Raw genomic sequence first — 16,156 nt, 5'->3', positions numbered from 1 at the left:
AAAGGTTGAAGGTTGAAGGTTCAAAGGCTCAGAATAATCTTCTAACTGGCAACTTGCGAACCTTGCAACCTGCAAACCTATTAACCTACCAGCTAGATTTGACAACCCCTGGCAACAGACCTTGGTGTGCCCATTCCCGTAGCACATGGCGAGATAGTCCAAAATCCCGGTAGTAAGCACGGGGACGTCCCGTAACCCAACAACGGTTCCGTAGACGGGTCGGCGCACTGTTGCGGGGTAATTGTTGCAGCTTGCGGTGAGCTTCTAACTTCTCGCGCTGAGTGCCAGCATTTTCAAATTGCGCTTTGAGCTCTTCCCGCTTGTCAGCATACTTATCGATCAGCTTTTGGCGCTTTTTTTCGCGCTCAATCATGCTTTTTTTCGCCATGAAATTTTGAGTTTCCTAGAGTCCAGAAAAGACAGCATCTTCCATCTTATCCGATGGCTTCACTTGGTTGTAGGTAAAGAGGCAGCAGATTTTACAAGATTGACCTCGGTAGGCAGGGTGTTTGATAGCGCCGCACTAGGGCATATATCGGCAAGAGCACAGTGATCACACAGAGGTTTTCGTGCCTGACAAATCGCCCTACCGTGATAAATTAACCGAATTGACCAATTTTCCCATTCCGCTTGAGGCAACAGCCGCATCAAATCTCGCTCAATGCGAATGGGGTCGGTATGTTCAGTCAATCCGAGTCGATTGCTCAGGCGCTTGACATGAGTATCCACGGTAACACCAGCATGAATATCATAAGCATGAGCTAGAACAACATTTGCCGTTTTCCGAGCCACTCCAGGCAAATTTAAGAGTTCTTCCATGCGTTTGGGCACTTCACCCCCAAACTCGGTCATAATCATGCGACAGGCCCCTTGAATATTTTTCGCCTTGTTGCGATAAAAGCCCGTAGAACGAACTAAAGTTTCAATTTCCTCTAGATTGGCGGCGGATAAAGCTACGGCTGTGGGAAAACGGCGAAACAGCTCAGGTGTCACCTTATTCACCCGCTCATCGGTACATTGAGCCGAGAGGATTGTTGCCACTAGCAACTGTACAGGTGTTTCGTAGTTCAGTGTACAGGGCGCTTCTGGATACAAACGCTTGAGGCGAATCAATATCTCGATTGCCCGCTGCTGCTTGGCAGCCCATTTACGAGTGATGCTCATATAGTGTGTGGATAATTGGTAATTGTTAATGGGTAATGTGATTAAGCTAATCAGAATTTAAATTGCATAACTCATATCTTGCACCAACCCTTTCAACCGCCAACCTCAAAGCTCAATTTAAGCTCAATTTAAATGCCGATTAGCTTACCCGCTCCCGGACAATCTTGTAAGGTCTATTTTAAAGGAAGTATAGTAAGTCAGCTTTTCGTTTATTTATATCTATCGACTTGAGCGCAAATCAAAGTGAGAAACTGGCGGTTTCAATGGCAACGTAACAGTAAACGTCGTCCCTCCATCGACAACACTGTTCACTGTAATTTTGCCTTGGTGCGAATCCACGCACTTTTTGACAATTGCCAAACCTAGACCGGTACCCGGAATGGTTTCAACGTTACTGGCTCGATGAAATGACTCGAACAGTTGAGAAACATCTTCTGTGGGAATGCCGATGCCTTCATCCTGAATCCTGAAAACAGCCACATTTTCCTGACATTCAAGGTTAAATTGAATTGTACCGCCTTTAGGGGAATATTTAATGGCATTTGAAAGCAAATTAATCAAGATTTGTCGCAGTTGTTTTTCATCTAGACAAGCCTGAGTACAGTTGCCCTTTACCACAAAAATAATTACTGCTTGGTTGTCGATACTAAAGCGTATTTCTTCGAGAACTTCACGGCAAAATACTTCTAAATTAAGGACGATTGGATTAAATTTTAATCGATCGGCCTCTGCTTGACCCATAAATAGTACATCACTCACTAAGTCTGCTAAGTGTTTACTACTAGTCTGAATGCGCTTGAGATGAAGTAACCGCCTCTCTTCTGTGATTTTATGACTATATTTTTCCAGGAATTCAGCAGAAGTAAGTATAATGGTCAATGGGGTACGGTATTCGTGAGAAATGGTGGTAATAATTCTAGACTTAAGTTCGCTGAGTTCTCTTTCTTTCTCCAACATTTTCCGGAGTTCTTCTTCCGCCTTTTTACGAGTCCGAATGTCCCGAACAACTACTTGAACGGCTGGCTGCTGTTGGTAAATGAAAGGAGCTGCCGCGACTTCTACATCGATCACCGTTCCATCAAAACTCAAAAATTTCTGTTCCATCAGCTCGACTGGCTTCCCCTGCTCAAGGATTTGCCGTATCTGCTCTTGGACGATTTGCCGATAGTCTGGATGTACCCTATCTAGGATTGGTTTGCCAATTAAATCAGACGGACTTGTTGCACCGAAAAGCTTAACAGCAACACTGTTTATAAAGACAAATTGCCCACCACTGTTAATAATAATGGCATCCGGGGATAATTCCACTAGATGCCTGTATCGTTCTTCACTCTCATGCACCCTCTGTTGTACCTGTTCACGCTCTTGCATCTCTTTGAGCAGTTGCGCGTTGATCTGGCGTAATTCTTGGGTACGTTCGATGACTCGGTTTTCAAGTTCGTCCTTGGCTCGTTTCAGTTCTTCTTGAACTAACTTACGCTCGGTGATATCTTCGATTAATCCTTCCAGAATCGGCTCACCTTCTGTAGTATTGAGCGATTGATTTAAACAAAGCCAGATTAAACGACCATCGGCTCGACAAAAGTGTATCTCGTGTTCCGAGTTCCCCTGTTGAAGTTCCCCTTCTGGCAGCCGTAAAAGTGCCTGTAAATCCAGAGTTCGGGCTTCTTCCAAGGAACTCACGCCCAATAAACGTAAAAACGAGGCATTCCCTTCGAGCAACTGCCCCTGTAAGGTTGAACGAAAAACCCCCACATTCAAACGATTGAGCAGTGCTTGTAGGCGCATCTGCAAACGCTCTGCTTTCCGTTGAGACTCCCTTCGTTGCCAAGCTAAGCGTACTGCATTTGACAGACGAACATAATGCTTGGGTGACTTAATCAGGTAATCATCTAACCCAGCCTTCATCGCTTCAACCGCTACTTCTTGGCTACCGCTATCGGTAAACATAATCACGGGGCAGTCGGGATAGCGTGATTTGATTTCCTGGAGTACAGTCAACCCATCGTTCCAACGGAGTTGATAATCGGTAATGACCAAATCAAAATTACCCGCACTTAAAGCTTGACTGAGACTTTTGGCTTCGGTAATTTCCTCGATTTCTAGGTGGGGAAATTCCTGGCTCAGTTCACGACGAATTAAAACGCGGTCATCTGGGCTATCATCAATGAGAAGAAGACGGAACATGTGGTGGTTGTGGCAGATTCCCATTCAAGAAGATAAACTTCACAAGGCTGTTATGTCTCCATCTTTTGAAAGACATTGCTGCAACAATGGTTAATTCGCGGACTGTGCCCGATTCATGCTGTTGAAGTAGTTTGCCGTAGCTCTATCCAGAAGCGACTACCATCACCGAACTGCGACTCAACGCCGACTCGACCTCCCATCCGCTCGACTCCCTTCCGTACAATGGCTAATCCCATCCCAGTGCCGGAATACGTTTCCACACCATGCAAGCGCTCAAAGGCTTGGAAAATATTTTCTTGGTGTCTTGGCTCAATTCCAATGCCATTATCTTCTATCCATAAGCGAATGTTGGCTGAAACAGCAGCGACGGGAGTAACCTGATTGTTGGGAATAGCGTAGCGGGAGGGAGTCCTGATGTCAGGGAGCAACGTTTTGTTCTCGTCTCTGGGCTGAAGTTGAGTCATATTCTCATCTGCACTCACGTTCTGATGCTCCTCGTCCCCAACTCCTCTCTCCTCAGCCCATATTCGCACCTGTGGCTGTACGCCAGGAGGTACAAACTTAATGGCATTGGTGATCAAATTCGTGACCACCTGAATTAAGGTAGCGCGATGACCCATCACTTCAAAACACGGTATCTCCACCCTTACCTGTGCTTTTTGTGCTTGCAGTTCTGTCTGTAGCTGAGTCAACGCGCTGGTCATGATGGAGGCTAAATCAATTCTTTGTAGATTAATTTCAGCACGACTGAGGCGGCTGTAATCTAGGAGGTCTTGAAGTAGAGCACTCATCTCTTGAGCAGACAGCACAAGGCGTTGGGCGTAGAGCTGACCCTCGCTATCAAACAGATCGCCGTAGTCTTCTAACAGGACTTGAGCCAATCCTTGTATGCCTCGCAGGGGTGCACGCAAGTCGTGAGAGGCGGAATACACAAATACCTCTAGAGCTTCATTCGCCTCCTGTAGTTCAGCCGTGCGCTCAATCACCCGTTGCTCTAACTCAGCCGCGTAGTTTTGCCGTTGTTCCCGAAGTCGGGCTTGCTGTGTCGCAATGGCAAGTTGGTTGGCAACCTCCGTGACAATTTCTTGGTGTTCCTGTGTAAAGGCGGCAACCGGTCTGGCGAATACCCCAAGTTCACCGATTAACTCGCCTTCGGCAATCAGAGAAATACTTAAGAAGCTACGCTTCCCTTCAGCTAGTTGGCGTTCCAGCAGTGGCGGACAGGGAGCGAGGGTACTGAGGTTTTCGATGTAACGAATCGATACTTGTTGTAGTGACACTTGAATGGGTATCAAGTCAGAGATGGGTATCGTTTCTCTCCTCAATTCTCCATTCCACTCTCTTGTCAGTAGCTCTGCTTCTTGGGTTTGGAACCGGAATAGAACCACCATGGCTTGCTCGTAGGGCACCACAGAATGCAGGCGTAAAAGCGCAGCACGAGCCAGCTGTTTGGTAGACTCGGCTCTGAGAATAGCACGGTCAATTTCATGTAAGGCTTCTAAGCGTTGAGCATAGCGATGTAAGACTTCTTGTGCGTGCTTGCGATCGCTAATATCGAAACGAATGGCAAGATACTGAAAGGGTTGCCCTGCATCATCCAAAAACGGCACGATTGTCGTATCCACCCAATAGTAAGAGCCATCCTTCGCTCTATTCTTGATTTCTCCATGCCATACATCCCCCCTTTTAATGGTTGACCAGAGGTTGGCAAAAAATTCTTGGGGATGGTAACCGGAATTAATCAGGCGATGATTCTGCCCAATCAGTTCTTCCCTAGAGTATTGGGAGAGTTCGCAAAACTTATCGTTGACATTGGTGATGTTTCCCCTTTCATCGGTAGTAGCCAAGATGGCGGCTCGATCGATGGCAAATTTTACGTCGGATAAGTCTTTGACCAGCTTGCGTAATTCTTCCTCGGCTTGTTTCCGTTGTGTGATGTCACGGATTACGTTGGAGAAGCCACACAGCTTTCCCGACTCATTTCGTAATGCTGTAATCGTAGTACTTGCCCAAAACAAGGAACCATCTTTCCGTCGCCGCCAACTGTCCTCGACAAAATGACCTTCTCTTACCGCCATTAAGAGAGCTTGTTCGGGCTTATGGCGTTCAATATCCTCTACTGTAAACAGAATCGAGTAATTTTGACCCAGAATGTCTGCGGCTTTATACCCTTTAATCCGTTCTGCTCCGTTGTTCCAGGTAACAATATTTCCCTTGGGGTCGAGCCTAAAAATAGCGTAATCTTCCACACCTTCCACGAGCAGGCGGTAGCTCTCCTCACTCTCCCGTAACGATGATGCGATCGCCTCACTGCGCTGCATCGCACCCCGCCGTGTTTCGCTCAACCAACTAATCAGCACCCCCTCCACGAGAAATATGCCGATCCGAACTCCATTAGCCACACCCGTAATGTCTAGGCTAAACACAGGTTGCACAAAGAAATAGCAGCCGATCAAAGCACTTATAGCTGTCGCCAGCAAACCAGGCTTCAAGCCACCATACCAGGCGCTGATCATCACGGGTATGATAAAGACCAAAAGAGGAGCATTTTCCCGAAGAAGGGGTGCGAGTAGGGAACGGAGTAGCAATGCCAGCAGGCTTGCTAGCACAGGAACACCGTAACTTGACAGCAGCAATCGCTTAGCTTCCCGCATCTTCAATGATGTTCAGTGGTTACAAATTCATGTTAAGCACTTTGCGGGGTGAGTACACTATGCCGTGAGGATAATGTCTCTGGTTATTTCCTCACGAAATGTGAGACTTCCATCTCCTGATCTATCTAAAAACGGAGTCTGGGGAGCTATAGTACTGAACTATTGTCCCTGAAAGATAACTGGAGTAAAAACCTGATGAAAGTCTTAGTTACTGGAGTTGCTGGATTTATTGGCTATCACTTAGCCAAACGCTTATTAGCAGAGGGTATTGAGGTTTATGGCATCGATAATCTGAATGATTACTATGATGTGACGTTAAAAAAAGATCGATTGGCTCAGCTACAGCCCCAAGCGAAATTTACGTTTGAATGGCTAGATTTAGCAAACCGCGATCGCATCCTTGAGCTATTTCCAGAACAGAGCTTTGATTATGTGATCAATCTCGCGGCTCAAGCCGGAGTCCGCTATTCCCTAGAAAATCCCTTTGCTTACGTAGACAGTAACATGTCCGGGTTTGTCAATTTGTTAGAAGGATGTCGTCAGACTCAAGTCAAGCATCTTGTCTTTGCTTCTTCTAGTTCTGTTTACGGTGTGAACACCAAAGTTCCGTTTGCCGTCACGGATAATGTCGATCATCCCATTTCCCTTTACGCTGCTAGCAAAAAGGCGAATGAATTAATTGCTCATGTTTACAGTCATTTATACAATTTACCTGCCACAGGTCTGCGTTTCTTCACAGTCTACGGCCCTTGGGGACGCCCAGATATGGCTTATTTCAAATTTGTAAAAGCCATTCAAGAAGGTAAGGCGATCGATATTTATAACTTTGGCAAAATGAAGCGTGATTTTACTTATGTGGATGATGTAGTTGAAGGCGTGGTGCGAGTGATGCATAAACCTCCCCAAAGCCCTGTAAACCCAAGTGGCAATCATCCTGAAGTCGCCCCTAGCTCAGCCCCCTATAAGCTTTACAACATTGGTAACAATAACCCTGTCGAGTTAATGACCTTTATCGAGGTGATTGAACAGGCTTTAGGTAAAACAGTCGAGAAGAATTTTCTCCCCTTGCAGCCTGGGGATGTCCTATCCACTTATGCAGATGTGGATGAATTAATGAAAGATGTGGGATTTAAGCCCTCTACAACGATTGAAGAAGGGATTCATCGCTTTGTTCGGTGGTATCAAAACTACTACCTATAGCAGTCTTGTTGAATTTGTTAACCCTAAAAATAGGGCTGTCTTTTTAATCAGACAGCCCTCCAAGATGAACAACGATAAATTCTACATCCAGCGGATTGAACCTTACTGCAATAGCTTTTGTACCCAAGCCAAATTAGCCGTATCCCGAATAATCAAGACAATACCTAAACCGAGTAATAGCACCAATCCGGTCTGCATTACGTTTTGCTGAATTTCAGTAGGCAAAGGCTTACCCATCACTCCCTCAATCAACAAAAATACAAGCTGACCTCCATCCAAGGCGGGTAAAGGTAAGATATTAATGATTGCCAAGTTAATGCTGATGAGAGCGGCAAATTGGAAAAGATTGGCAGCATCTGAACGAGCAATATTGGCTCCAATTTCAACAATCTTGACCGGACCCGAAACTTGCTCGGCGGTTTCGCCAAAGTTACTGATGAGTTGACCAAAGCCTTTTGCGGTCAAAATTACGACACGCTGATATTCGTCGGCGGCCTTGCTGAAAGCCTCCCCAATATTTTTAGCCCGCTTACGTACCACATTACCATTTGGGGCTAGCTGTACACCGATTTTACCTTTGCCATCTTGACCGAGTTCCGGCCTCAAGGCAATAGGCAGCGTTTCTTGGTTTCGCTGAATGGTTAGCCTGAGAGGTTTGTTGGGCGATTGTTGAATTTGCTTCATCAGGTAAGTGATGGCTTCCTGGTTTGCTCCCAACGTTTGCCCATTGACGGATAAAACAACATCCCCTGCTTGAATTCCCGCCTCTTTTGCCACGACACTGCTTTGTGCGACAACTTCAGGAACGAGAACACCAGGCTGGTAGTTAAAGTTAGTAAAGTCTGGGGTGCCAACGGTTGCGACTTGCCCCACAAGGAGGAAGTAAGCAAACACCAAATTGGCAATCACACCCGCACTAATTACGATCGCACGGTCTAAAATCGGTCGGTTACGCAGTAAATTCGGGTCATTCGGAGGAATGTCGCTATCCGGGTCATCATCAGGGAAACCCACGAACCCTCCTAAGGGAAAGGCTCGGATGGAATACTCGGTTTGTGAACCCTGATACTTCCACAAAACGGGGCCAAAGCCTAAGGAGAAACGATTGGCATAGATTCCTTGGAGACGAGCTGCCATAAAATGACCCAGCTCATGGACTAAAATCAGAACCGCCAGGACTGCGATCGCCGCCAAAATTGACATAATTAGGATTCAATGTAACATTAACTCACATTTTTTCATTGTAAGGTCTGATTTCAGATGAGTGCCTACAACCTGGGTCTTACAACACTTCTCTGCCTAGATACGGTTGCAGCACGTCCGGAATTTTAACCGTTCCATCCGGTTGCTGATAATTCTCCAGAACCGCAGACATGGTGCGTCCTACAGCTAAGCCTGAGCCATTCAGAGTATGGACGAACTGAGTCCCTTTTTTCCCCGCTTCTTTAAAGCGAATATTACCCCGTCGTGCTTGAAAGTCGGTGCAATTGGAGCAACTGGAAATCTCACGATACTTGCCAGAGGACGGCAGCCAAACTTCCAAATCATAAGTTTTAGCAGAAGAAAAGCCCATATCCCCGGTACACAGCGCCACAACCCGATAGGGCAACTTTAAGGCTTCCAAAATCCCTGCCGCATTCTGTACCAGTTTTTCGAGTTCCTCGAAAGACGTACTGGGATGAACCAGCTTCACCAGCTCTACTTTATTAAACTGATGCAATCGAATCAGCCCTTTGGTATCTCGCCCGTAGCTACCGGCTTCGCGGCGAAAACAGGGGGTATAGGCACAGTGATAAATAGGTAGCTGGGCTGCCTCTAAAACTTCATCTCGATAAAGATTGGTTAATGGCACTTCCGCCGTAGGAGCCAGCCATAAATCATCACTGTCGCACTTGAAGCTTTCTTCGGCAAATTTCGGTAACTGACCGGTTGCGGTTAGAGACTGGGTGTTGATGAGAATGGGGGGTATCACTTCCACATAACCGCTGGCTGTCTGCTGGTCGAGCATAAAGCTAATCAGCGCTCTTTCCAAGGCTGCACCCGCACCGACTAAGCTCACAAACCGACTCTGAGCCACTTTCACCGCCCGCTCAAAGTTGAGAATGCCCAGCTTTTCCCCAATTTCCCAATGAGGGAGAATCTTGGCATCTTGGGGTGGAATGTATTCGTCACCCCAACGGCGCACTTCTAGGTTTTCCTCTTCACTCTTGCCAATGGGTGTCAATTCACTCGGCAAGTTAGGCAGGGCGAGTAACAGGGATTCTATCTGAGATTTCAGGTCTTTTTCCTGAGGTTCCAGTTCACTCAATGAGGCTTTGACTTGGTTGCCTTCGTCCCGTAATGCTTGCAGTTCGGGCGCATCCGCCGGGGTTCCCCCTTTGATTTTTTGACCCACCTGTTTGCCAATTTCGTTGCTACGGGCTTGCAACTGAGTGCGGGAGGTTTCCAGTTCCCGTTGGCGCTGATTTAACTCGATAATCGGCTGAAGGTCATATTGACCTGCACCACGCCGATTCAGTAGCTCTTGGACGGTTTGGGGATTTTCTCGAATTTGCTTTAGGTCAAGCACAGACTTTCTCTACAATACCGGACGCGATCGCTACGCCTTTAATCATTCAGTTTAGACCCATAGGGTAGATTGGTATTTTTACTCCAGCTCCAATCACTCCTGATCGAACCGCTCTGGCAGAGCGGAAAGCGGGGATAGCGATCGCTTGATTCTACTCAATCTGCCACAGTTTACCCTCAAAGTCCAATCAATACAGCCTTTTCACCCTTCATCCCGTTGGAGTTACTTGCTCACGCGATTGAATAGCCACAGGGAAGCTACAATACCCGCAAAATGAGCTGTAATCGTGTTGACGTTCCCTTGTACCACAAATAAATCCAAGGGTTGCACATAACGACTGGGGTCAAGCACGGCACCTTGCTGGGACAATGACTTGGTGAGCACGCTACCCACTACGGCTTGCGCTCCAAAAATCGTTAGCAACATGCCCACTAAATTGACAATCAAGCCCAGCCTGATGGCTTGCAGAGTCTCGGCTTTACTCGGTCGCCCCGTCTCTAGTAATTGTTTAGAAATCAGAGTGTAACGGAAGGCAAAAAAAGCACCGATACCCAGCGCTACCAGTCCACAAATCGCAAAAAAGATGCCAAATCCGGTTCCCTGGGTACTGGCTTGAGCCGCTGTATTTCTGCTGAACGCTAGAGAAAGCAGCAAAATAATGGCTGAAATAACGCCTAGAACGACCTGGAGCCAGAAAGAAATCCAGCCAATGGTGCGGAGTGTAAAGACAATTCGCTGAGCAGATGGAGGGATTGAAGACGTATCTGGCTTTTCTCGCATCGGAGCTGGAACCTTGAGTGATAACCTAACTTCATTGTATTTTCTCGCGACAACTGCAACTGACTAATACATCGGGTTGGTTTTTCGTGGCTATAGGACTTACGCCTTTTTTTGCCTTCATTTTGCATTTACTGCATTTACACAGTAAGCACAAGACCTGCCCTGCCCTACAGGTAGTGGATAGCTTACCCTCTGGTGTAAGTTTTTTTATAGCTTTTTGTGAAAAATTAATAATATATTATTGACTTTGTTGCTGATTTTAACTAAAAGCAAGTAAAATTCACAGTAATACACGTCATACGTCCGTATTACATCTTAGCCACCAAAATCAAGTAAAGCCTTAAACTGGCGATCAACCCGTTCTATGACAGTAGGGCAGCCTGCCTGGTTGCTTGAGTTAGGGGGCAGCTTACATACACTAGGGCCGAAATTGTCCGACTGCCTGCCGTGAGATTAGCGATTGGTTAGCACAGCTTTACAGCATCCCTAACGGGCGACTTGCCTTTTGCCATTCTCTAGAAACGGATAAGTGCAACTCGTTCAGAATTGGGAGCCTATAGGGCGGCTGCAAAACTCAATCAATTGCTGATTTCGGATAAAAACAGTTAAATTTCGAGAACCTTTAACTCCAGCTACTCGTCTGGTTAATCAAGTGCAGGTATGGGACAGCAACCCCAGTGCCTCCTGTGGCTCCCTATTTCTTCGCAGCCTGATCGAAGAGGAACAGAACGATGGAGCGTATAAGACCCAATTTCAAACAGCGTTTATCCTACTTAGGGTGTGCTATTGCCTTAGTCTTGGCTTTGTCAGCTTATAGAAGTAGTTTTGGGACTACTCCCTTATCAGCAGCACAGAGCCACTGGCAGGCGATTGCAGCGGCTAATCCAGAGCTTTTAGTGAGCCGCTACAGTGATCATGCTGTTTTAGAGCGCTCCTATGGGGTTTCAGATGTAGACAAAGTTTACCAGGGTCAGTCAATTTACAAAGCTTGGTTGGAATTTTTCGAGCAGTACCAGATTCAAGATTTCCGGGTGATCACGCAAAAACAACGTGATCATCATGTTGAAGCTGAAATTCAGATCACTGCCAAGTCCAGTCGAGGGCCGATTGTTGTTCTATCTATGTCATACCAGGTGCAATTTGATTCAACCGGCAAGATTATCAAAGAAATTTGGCAATCTGGTTCTGAAGTCAGTGTGTAGCTACAAAAACTTAAGTTTTTTTTGTATATCAAGGATGTTGATGCTTCAAGACACCTTCCATGGCTCTGGGGACGGATTAAGCCGCTCAAAGATAGCGTTGCCTTACAGAGTGGTTGATTGGCACTGCTTCATCGATTCTGAGCCATCAGGCAACGCCTGCTCATTGCCGTACAGGAAAGAGGCTTTACTGATGAATGGTCTTGTATTTCCAGTAGAATAATTACTGTTTGGCGTAGGAAAACGGCTAACGTTTTTACGACCTCTCCCTTCACAAGCAAGACTTGGGTAAAGTAATGCAAAACAAAAGTATGCGGAATATACACCCATAAGTCAGTAGAAAAGAATAATGCTTTCAGCCTGAGATCAACTTAGGCTTGGAAGGGAAGGAAAAAATCTACCAAGCCAAGCTACCTTAGGAATCGCTCAGGTGCTTATGGTAGAAGCTTTTAGTGACTTCGCTAAAATTAGTGGTGATTATCGCTGGGTTGCATCTAAAGTTACCGCATCAACGAGTAAAGTACAGGCTCCTCTAGGCTTTGCTATAAAAGTGAGAGGGTAGTTCACTGGCTCTTATTTGCTCGTTTTTGCCAGACATGCGTATGCATGTGTGAGTTTTCAGGGGTATCGAAACCGTCGTTAGTTTCAGGAAAACTCTCCCATTCAAAGCCGGTGGCTGGGATATTCAGCGAGCTATGCAGATGAAATTTGAGGATATCTATCAGTTTTTTCGAGACCCTCCTCCTAACTATCTCAACAAAGAATTAGCTGTATGTTACGTTTTGTTCATTTTGTTGCAGGGGGAATCCTATGGAACACAGTTGATCCAGCAATTAGAACAGGAACACCCAACCTATCGACTCTCTGATACTGTCCTCTACAGTGCACTTAAGTTTCTCGAAGATTCAGGAGCTATTTCAGGGTACTGGAAAAAAGTGGAAGGACGAGGACGCCCCCGCCGGATGTATCAAATCCGCCCGGAATGGCGAGACCAAGCCCATGAACTTGCCAATTTCTGGCGAAGTTACATGACAGCAGAGAGCCAAGCTATGTAATGGCTTGAAGCCCTTTGTTAGAAAATGGGTGATGTCCGGAGCAGTCGGCGAGGAAGACGTTAGCAAAAATGTAGGGTAGGCACGGCTAAGAACCAGGGAAAGAAGACTTAAGATCTTCCAGGCGCTCAATGCCTGAAACATACTAACTGTGCCAGCCCTGGGGTGCACATTGTGCATTAAATTCCTCCAAGAGCTTCCTCGCTGAAGCACGCTTTACCCACTCAGGGCTAGAGAGAGAAAACACCGATTAAGCGTTAGTGCTTTGTGCTAACTCGCCAGACGAGAGGCCACAATCGCACACAACGCCAACAAGGTACTCTCTTTGCGCCAGCAGCGTGCCGTTGCGTCGCGCACGACCTTTCGTGTTAGCTTTCTTCGGCGCGTCAGCGCTAGCGTGCTGTTTCATCGCCATGACTAACCAACGGGGCGTCACAAATTGTAAAGTAGGAGCATACTGATACATGTCTTAATCAAAAATCAGTGAATACTACCATTCTTTCTTCAACCTTCCTGCTGACGCTTTTGTTGGCAGTCGGTCTATTTTTCTTTATCCGAGCTTCTGTTAAGGACAGAACTGAACAAGTACGATTGATTGCCCAAGAGCCAGAAGAATCGCTGCTCAATCGGTTGCAGCAATATTTTGACCAGAGAGCCTATCGGGTAGCCGCTATTGATGCCGCCACCCATCAAGTCACGTTTCAAGGGTTTGTTCGACCCAGTTGGTTTCTCGCCATCTTTTTAACATTGCTAGCCGCCTGTGGCATCCTGTGTTTATCCCTGGTTCTTTCGTTGTTGTACCCCACACTCACTTATGCTTTTTTTGCCCTGGTTCTCCTCGCCCCGGTGGCTGGAGTTTTTTATTGGAAAAAAGCAGGGCGTAGCGAGCAGGTTTTGTTAACTGTAGAAGCTGGACCCACCCCAAACACGGGTTCGCAAAGTCTCCTGACGGTTACAGCCCATCGGGATGAAGTGCAAGAGTTAAAACAGGCTCTAAAACTCAAACCCTTAGGTTAAAGGCTAAGGTCTAGGGTCTCAAAACGGCCTACTTTAAAGCTGGGCAGGAGCTTTAAAGATTAACCCTACTCAAACGCAAAGGCTTGAGTAGGGTTAAGTAAAAGCGCCTGTTATCGAGTTTTACCGATAAGCCCTCAGCGACTAGAGACCGCGACAGCAGTCTTTTCTACGGGAGACTCCAGTATCCGCAGGCTGGGAAACAGAAAATGATTTTCTTCGACGTATTGAGCACCAAATAATCCTTTTTCTGCCCAGAAATAACGGTCTGTAGTATGTTCATTCCGCTTCACAAGTATTAAAGCGGGTGGAACTATCCCTTTAACTTGAATAAACTTTCGTGCTGCTGTGACCGGTTTATCTTCGCCGCTTTCGAGATTATACTGAGGCACATGCTCCAGAATCTTACGCCCTTCCTGGCGGCGGCGACTTTTGCGCTTGCGTCTTCTTGCCAACCTCTTTACCTCCTCTTTATGCTGACAGTTGTAATGATAGTTACAAAAGCCGTCGAAAGTATATCTGCTTGAGTTCAAAATATCAACTTCCATTTACATTTTGATACAGAAAGTCCATATTTTCTCGAAAATAAGGGTCAAAAACCAGAAAAGAGGAGGTTTTCTGAGAAAAGTCGATACAATTATTAATATTTCTTAAGAAAATGAGTCTGCGAAATTCCCTTGATCTGAGGTGATTGAAGCAGAATTCATCATCAATTTGAGGAATTTGAGGGTAGGTTCGACATTATAGAGAAAGGGCGAGTTGTAGTTTCCAGGGAAGAGCGCTGTCCAAGATTAATCCTCCTAACCTCATGTTCATTCCTGCCAGTTCAGAATTTGTCACTTTATGTAAATCACAAGTGGCAGTGTTAACTCAAGGGCTGGGTGCCGCGTTGAGTGCCGTGTATTTAACAGAAGAACTGATCGAGGGCAACCAGCCGAAGCTGATTCCCGTCGTGATTTATCCAGAGACAACGGGAGTTTGGGAAGAAAATCATCCAGAGTTGGTGCTGCCTGAACTGGGGGGTAAGATGACAACCATTCCCCGATTATCTCAAGCGGTGCCAAAGCTGCTCCCTCAAGTCTCTGATTATGACCAGACGGTAGATTCAACCTCACCTGACCGGGCCGATAATTTTTTGCAGCGACAGCGCCAAGTTGTTCTCCCCCTGATCCATGAAGGGGTCGTGATGGGGTTGTTGGTGACAAGTCGTGAAGATAGACCGTGGAATGAGAAAGAATTGGCGACAATTGAACGCATTGCTCGAACATTGTCGATCGCTTACATCATGGATCAGCGTCGAGCTTGGTTTGAGCAGCAATTGACTCAAGCCAGTCGCCTAAAAGCCCAACAACGCGATCGCCTCGATGACCTGCTGCATCAACTTCGCAATCCCTTAACAGCTTTAAGAACATTTGGCAAGTTGCTATTCAAGCGGCTGCTGCCTGGAGATAGAAACCGCGATTTAGCCTCCAGTATTTTGCGAGAGAGCGATCGCCTGCAAGAATTACTCAAAGAATTCGATACCTACCTAAACACTAATGAAACCGAGCAACCACCCCTGTTGTTGCCAGCCGCCGTACAACCTGAAGCGTCCCCTCGACTAGGGACTGGCAATTGGTGCAGGGTAACTGGAGAAGAATCTTCTCCATCCATCATCCCCATTTCCATCACAGCCGTCTTAGAACCGCTGATCGATACCGCCAAGGCGATTGCTCAAGAGCGAAATCTGTTCCTCTGTTCCCAAATCCCAAGCAACTTACCCCTAGTCCGGGGTAATCCGAAAGGATTGCGTGAAGTGTTAAGCAATCTCATCGACAATGCCTTGAAATACACCCCAGCAGGGGGAAAAATTGATATCCGAGTTGATGTTTTGGCTCAAACCCCTCACCGCCAAACCTGGGGCATTAGTACGGACGAGAATTTATCTCCTAGAGAGGATGGCGTTACCCAGTCAATACACACAGGCATAACGCAACCTGAACAACGTTTAGCCATTATGATTAGTGACACCGGCCCCGGCATTCCGCCCCAAGACTTAGAACATCTGTTTGAGCGGCATTATCGGGGTGTGCAGGCAGCAACCGCAATTCCTGGCAGTGGATTGGGCTTAGCGATCGCCAAAGAACTGATCGAACAAATGCAGGGAGAAATAGAAGTATATAGCCCAGCACAACAGGTCTGGGCTACACAAAGTTGGGAATCACAAAGTCAGGGTCAAAATCAGCCAGCACGGGGAACAACCTTTGTCGTCTGGTTGTCTATCGCAAACAAATAGAACACATTGCATTTTGGGATTGGAGAGTAGGAACTGGGAAGATGATGCAGCTATAGAGCTGT

The 16,156-nt window shown here is 46.6% G+C and carries 14 protein-coding genes; 5 read left to right on the top strand and 9 right to left on the bottom strand.

Annotation, left to right across the window (positions count from 1 at the left end):
- Positions 1 to 85 precede the first annotated feature (85 nt).
- The 4 genes from rpsN to MIC7113_RS33505 all read right to left on the bottom strand — a co-directional run bounded on the left by rpsN (position 86) and on the right by MIC7113_RS33505 (position 6,005).
- Positions 86 to 388, bottom strand: coding sequence for a 30S ribosomal protein S14 (gene rpsN / locus MIC7113_RS17895; protein WP_015183577.1), 303 nt, complete (start codon positions 386 to 388; stop codon positions 86 to 88).
- Positions 389 to 447: 59 nt separating this feature from the next.
- On the bottom strand, positions 448 to 1,164 hold the full coding sequence (gene nth / locus MIC7113_RS17890; protein WP_015183576.1) for an endonuclease III: 717 nt from the start codon (positions 1,162 to 1,164) through the stop codon (positions 448 to 450).
- A 219-nt stretch (positions 1,165 to 1,383) separates the two neighbouring features.
- Positions 1,384 to 3,351, bottom strand: coding sequence for a hybrid sensor histidine kinase/response regulator (locus MIC7113_RS33510; protein WP_015183575.1), 1,968 nt, complete (start codon positions 3,349 to 3,351; stop codon positions 1,384 to 1,386).
- A gap of 113 nt (positions 3,352 to 3,464) precedes the next feature.
- Positions 3,465 to 6,005: a PAS domain S-box protein gene (locus tag MIC7113_RS33505; protein WP_015183574.1), complete on the bottom strand. Its 2,541-nt coding sequence runs from the start codon at positions 6,003 to 6,005 to the stop codon at positions 3,465 to 3,467.
- A 195-nt stretch (positions 6,006 to 6,200) separates the two neighbouring features.
- On the opposite strand from MIC7113_RS33505, the gene MIC7113_RS17875 reads away from it, so the two are divergent.
- Positions 6,201 to 7,205: an NAD-dependent epimerase gene (locus tag MIC7113_RS17875; RefSeq protein WP_015183573.1), complete on the top strand. Its 1,005-nt coding sequence runs from the start codon at positions 6,201 to 6,203 to the stop codon at positions 7,203 to 7,205.
- Positions 7,206 to 7,307: 102 nt separating this feature from the next.
- Here the strand turns inward: MIC7113_RS17875 and rseP are convergent, their stop codons facing one another.
- From rseP to MIC7113_RS17860, 3 genes are all read right to left on the bottom strand, one after another.
- On the bottom strand, positions 7,308 to 8,408 hold the full coding sequence (gene rseP, locus MIC7113_RS17870) for an RIP metalloprotease RseP (protein WP_015183572.1): 1,101 nt from the start codon (positions 8,406 to 8,408) through the stop codon (positions 7,308 to 7,310).
- A 79-nt stretch (positions 8,409 to 8,487) separates the two neighbouring features.
- The gene (gene serS, locus MIC7113_RS17865) at positions 8,488 to 9,774 is read right to left on the bottom strand and encodes a serine--tRNA ligase (RefSeq protein WP_015183571.1); all 1,287 of its coding nucleotides are present in this window, start codon (positions 9,772 to 9,774) and stop codon (positions 8,488 to 8,490) included.
- Positions 9,775 to 9,996: 222 nt separating this feature from the next.
- Positions 9,997 to 10,554, bottom strand: coding sequence for a DUF3611 family protein (locus MIC7113_RS17860; RefSeq protein ID WP_015183570.1), 558 nt, complete (start codon positions 10,552 to 10,554; stop codon positions 9,997 to 9,999).
- 731 nt (positions 10,555 to 11,285) lie between these two features.
- On the opposite strand from MIC7113_RS17860, the gene MIC7113_RS17855 reads away from it, so the two are divergent.
- Positions 11,286 to 11,756, top strand: coding sequence for a hypothetical protein (locus MIC7113_RS17855; RefSeq protein WP_015183569.1), 471 nt, complete (start codon positions 11,286 to 11,288; stop codon positions 11,754 to 11,756).
- Positions 11,757 to 12,454: 698 nt separating this feature from the next.
- Entirely contained in the window at positions 12,455 to 12,808 is a 354-nt protein-coding gene (locus tag MIC7113_RS17850; RefSeq protein ID WP_015183567.1) for a PadR family transcriptional regulator, read from the top strand.
- 247 nt (positions 12,809 to 13,055) lie between these two features.
- On the opposite strand, the gene MIC7113_RS17845 is transcribed toward MIC7113_RS17850, so the two are convergent.
- Positions 13,056 to 13,271, bottom strand: coding sequence for a hypothetical protein (locus tag MIC7113_RS17845; protein ID WP_015183566.1), 216 nt, complete (start codon positions 13,269 to 13,271; stop codon positions 13,056 to 13,058).
- A gap of 17 nt (positions 13,272 to 13,288) precedes the next feature.
- Between MIC7113_RS17845 and MIC7113_RS17840 the strand changes: the two genes are divergently transcribed.
- Positions 13,289 to 13,822 carry a cofactor assembly of complex C subunit B gene (locus MIC7113_RS17840; RefSeq protein WP_015183565.1) on the top strand — a complete coding sequence of 178 codons (534 nt, stop codon included), beginning with the start codon at positions 13,289 to 13,291 and terminating at the stop codon, positions 13,820 to 13,822.
- 134 nt (positions 13,823 to 13,956) lie between these two features.
- Here MIC7113_RS17840 and MIC7113_RS17835 read toward each other — a convergent pair whose 3' ends face one another.
- Positions 13,957 to 14,274, bottom strand: coding sequence for a DUF3155 domain-containing protein (locus MIC7113_RS17835; RefSeq protein ID WP_041780971.1), 318 nt, complete (start codon positions 14,272 to 14,274; stop codon positions 13,957 to 13,959).
- A 353-nt stretch (positions 14,275 to 14,627) separates the two neighbouring features.
- On the opposite strand from MIC7113_RS17835, the gene MIC7113_RS17830 reads away from it, so the two are divergent.
- Positions 14,628 to 16,094 (top strand): GAF domain-containing sensor histidine kinase, encoded by a 1,467-nt coding sequence (locus tag MIC7113_RS17830; RefSeq protein WP_015183563.1) that lies wholly within the window; start codon positions 14,628 to 14,630, stop codon positions 16,092 to 16,094.
- Positions 16,095 to 16,156: the final 62 nt, after the last annotated feature.

It is taken from the genome of Allocoleopsis franciscana PCC 7113, assembly GCF_000317515.1.
Classification (GTDB): Bacteria; Cyanobacteriota; Cyanobacteriia; order Cyanobacteriales; family Coleofasciculaceae; genus Allocoleopsis; species Allocoleopsis franciscana.
This window is presented reverse-complemented; position numbering and strand designations above follow the sequence as displayed.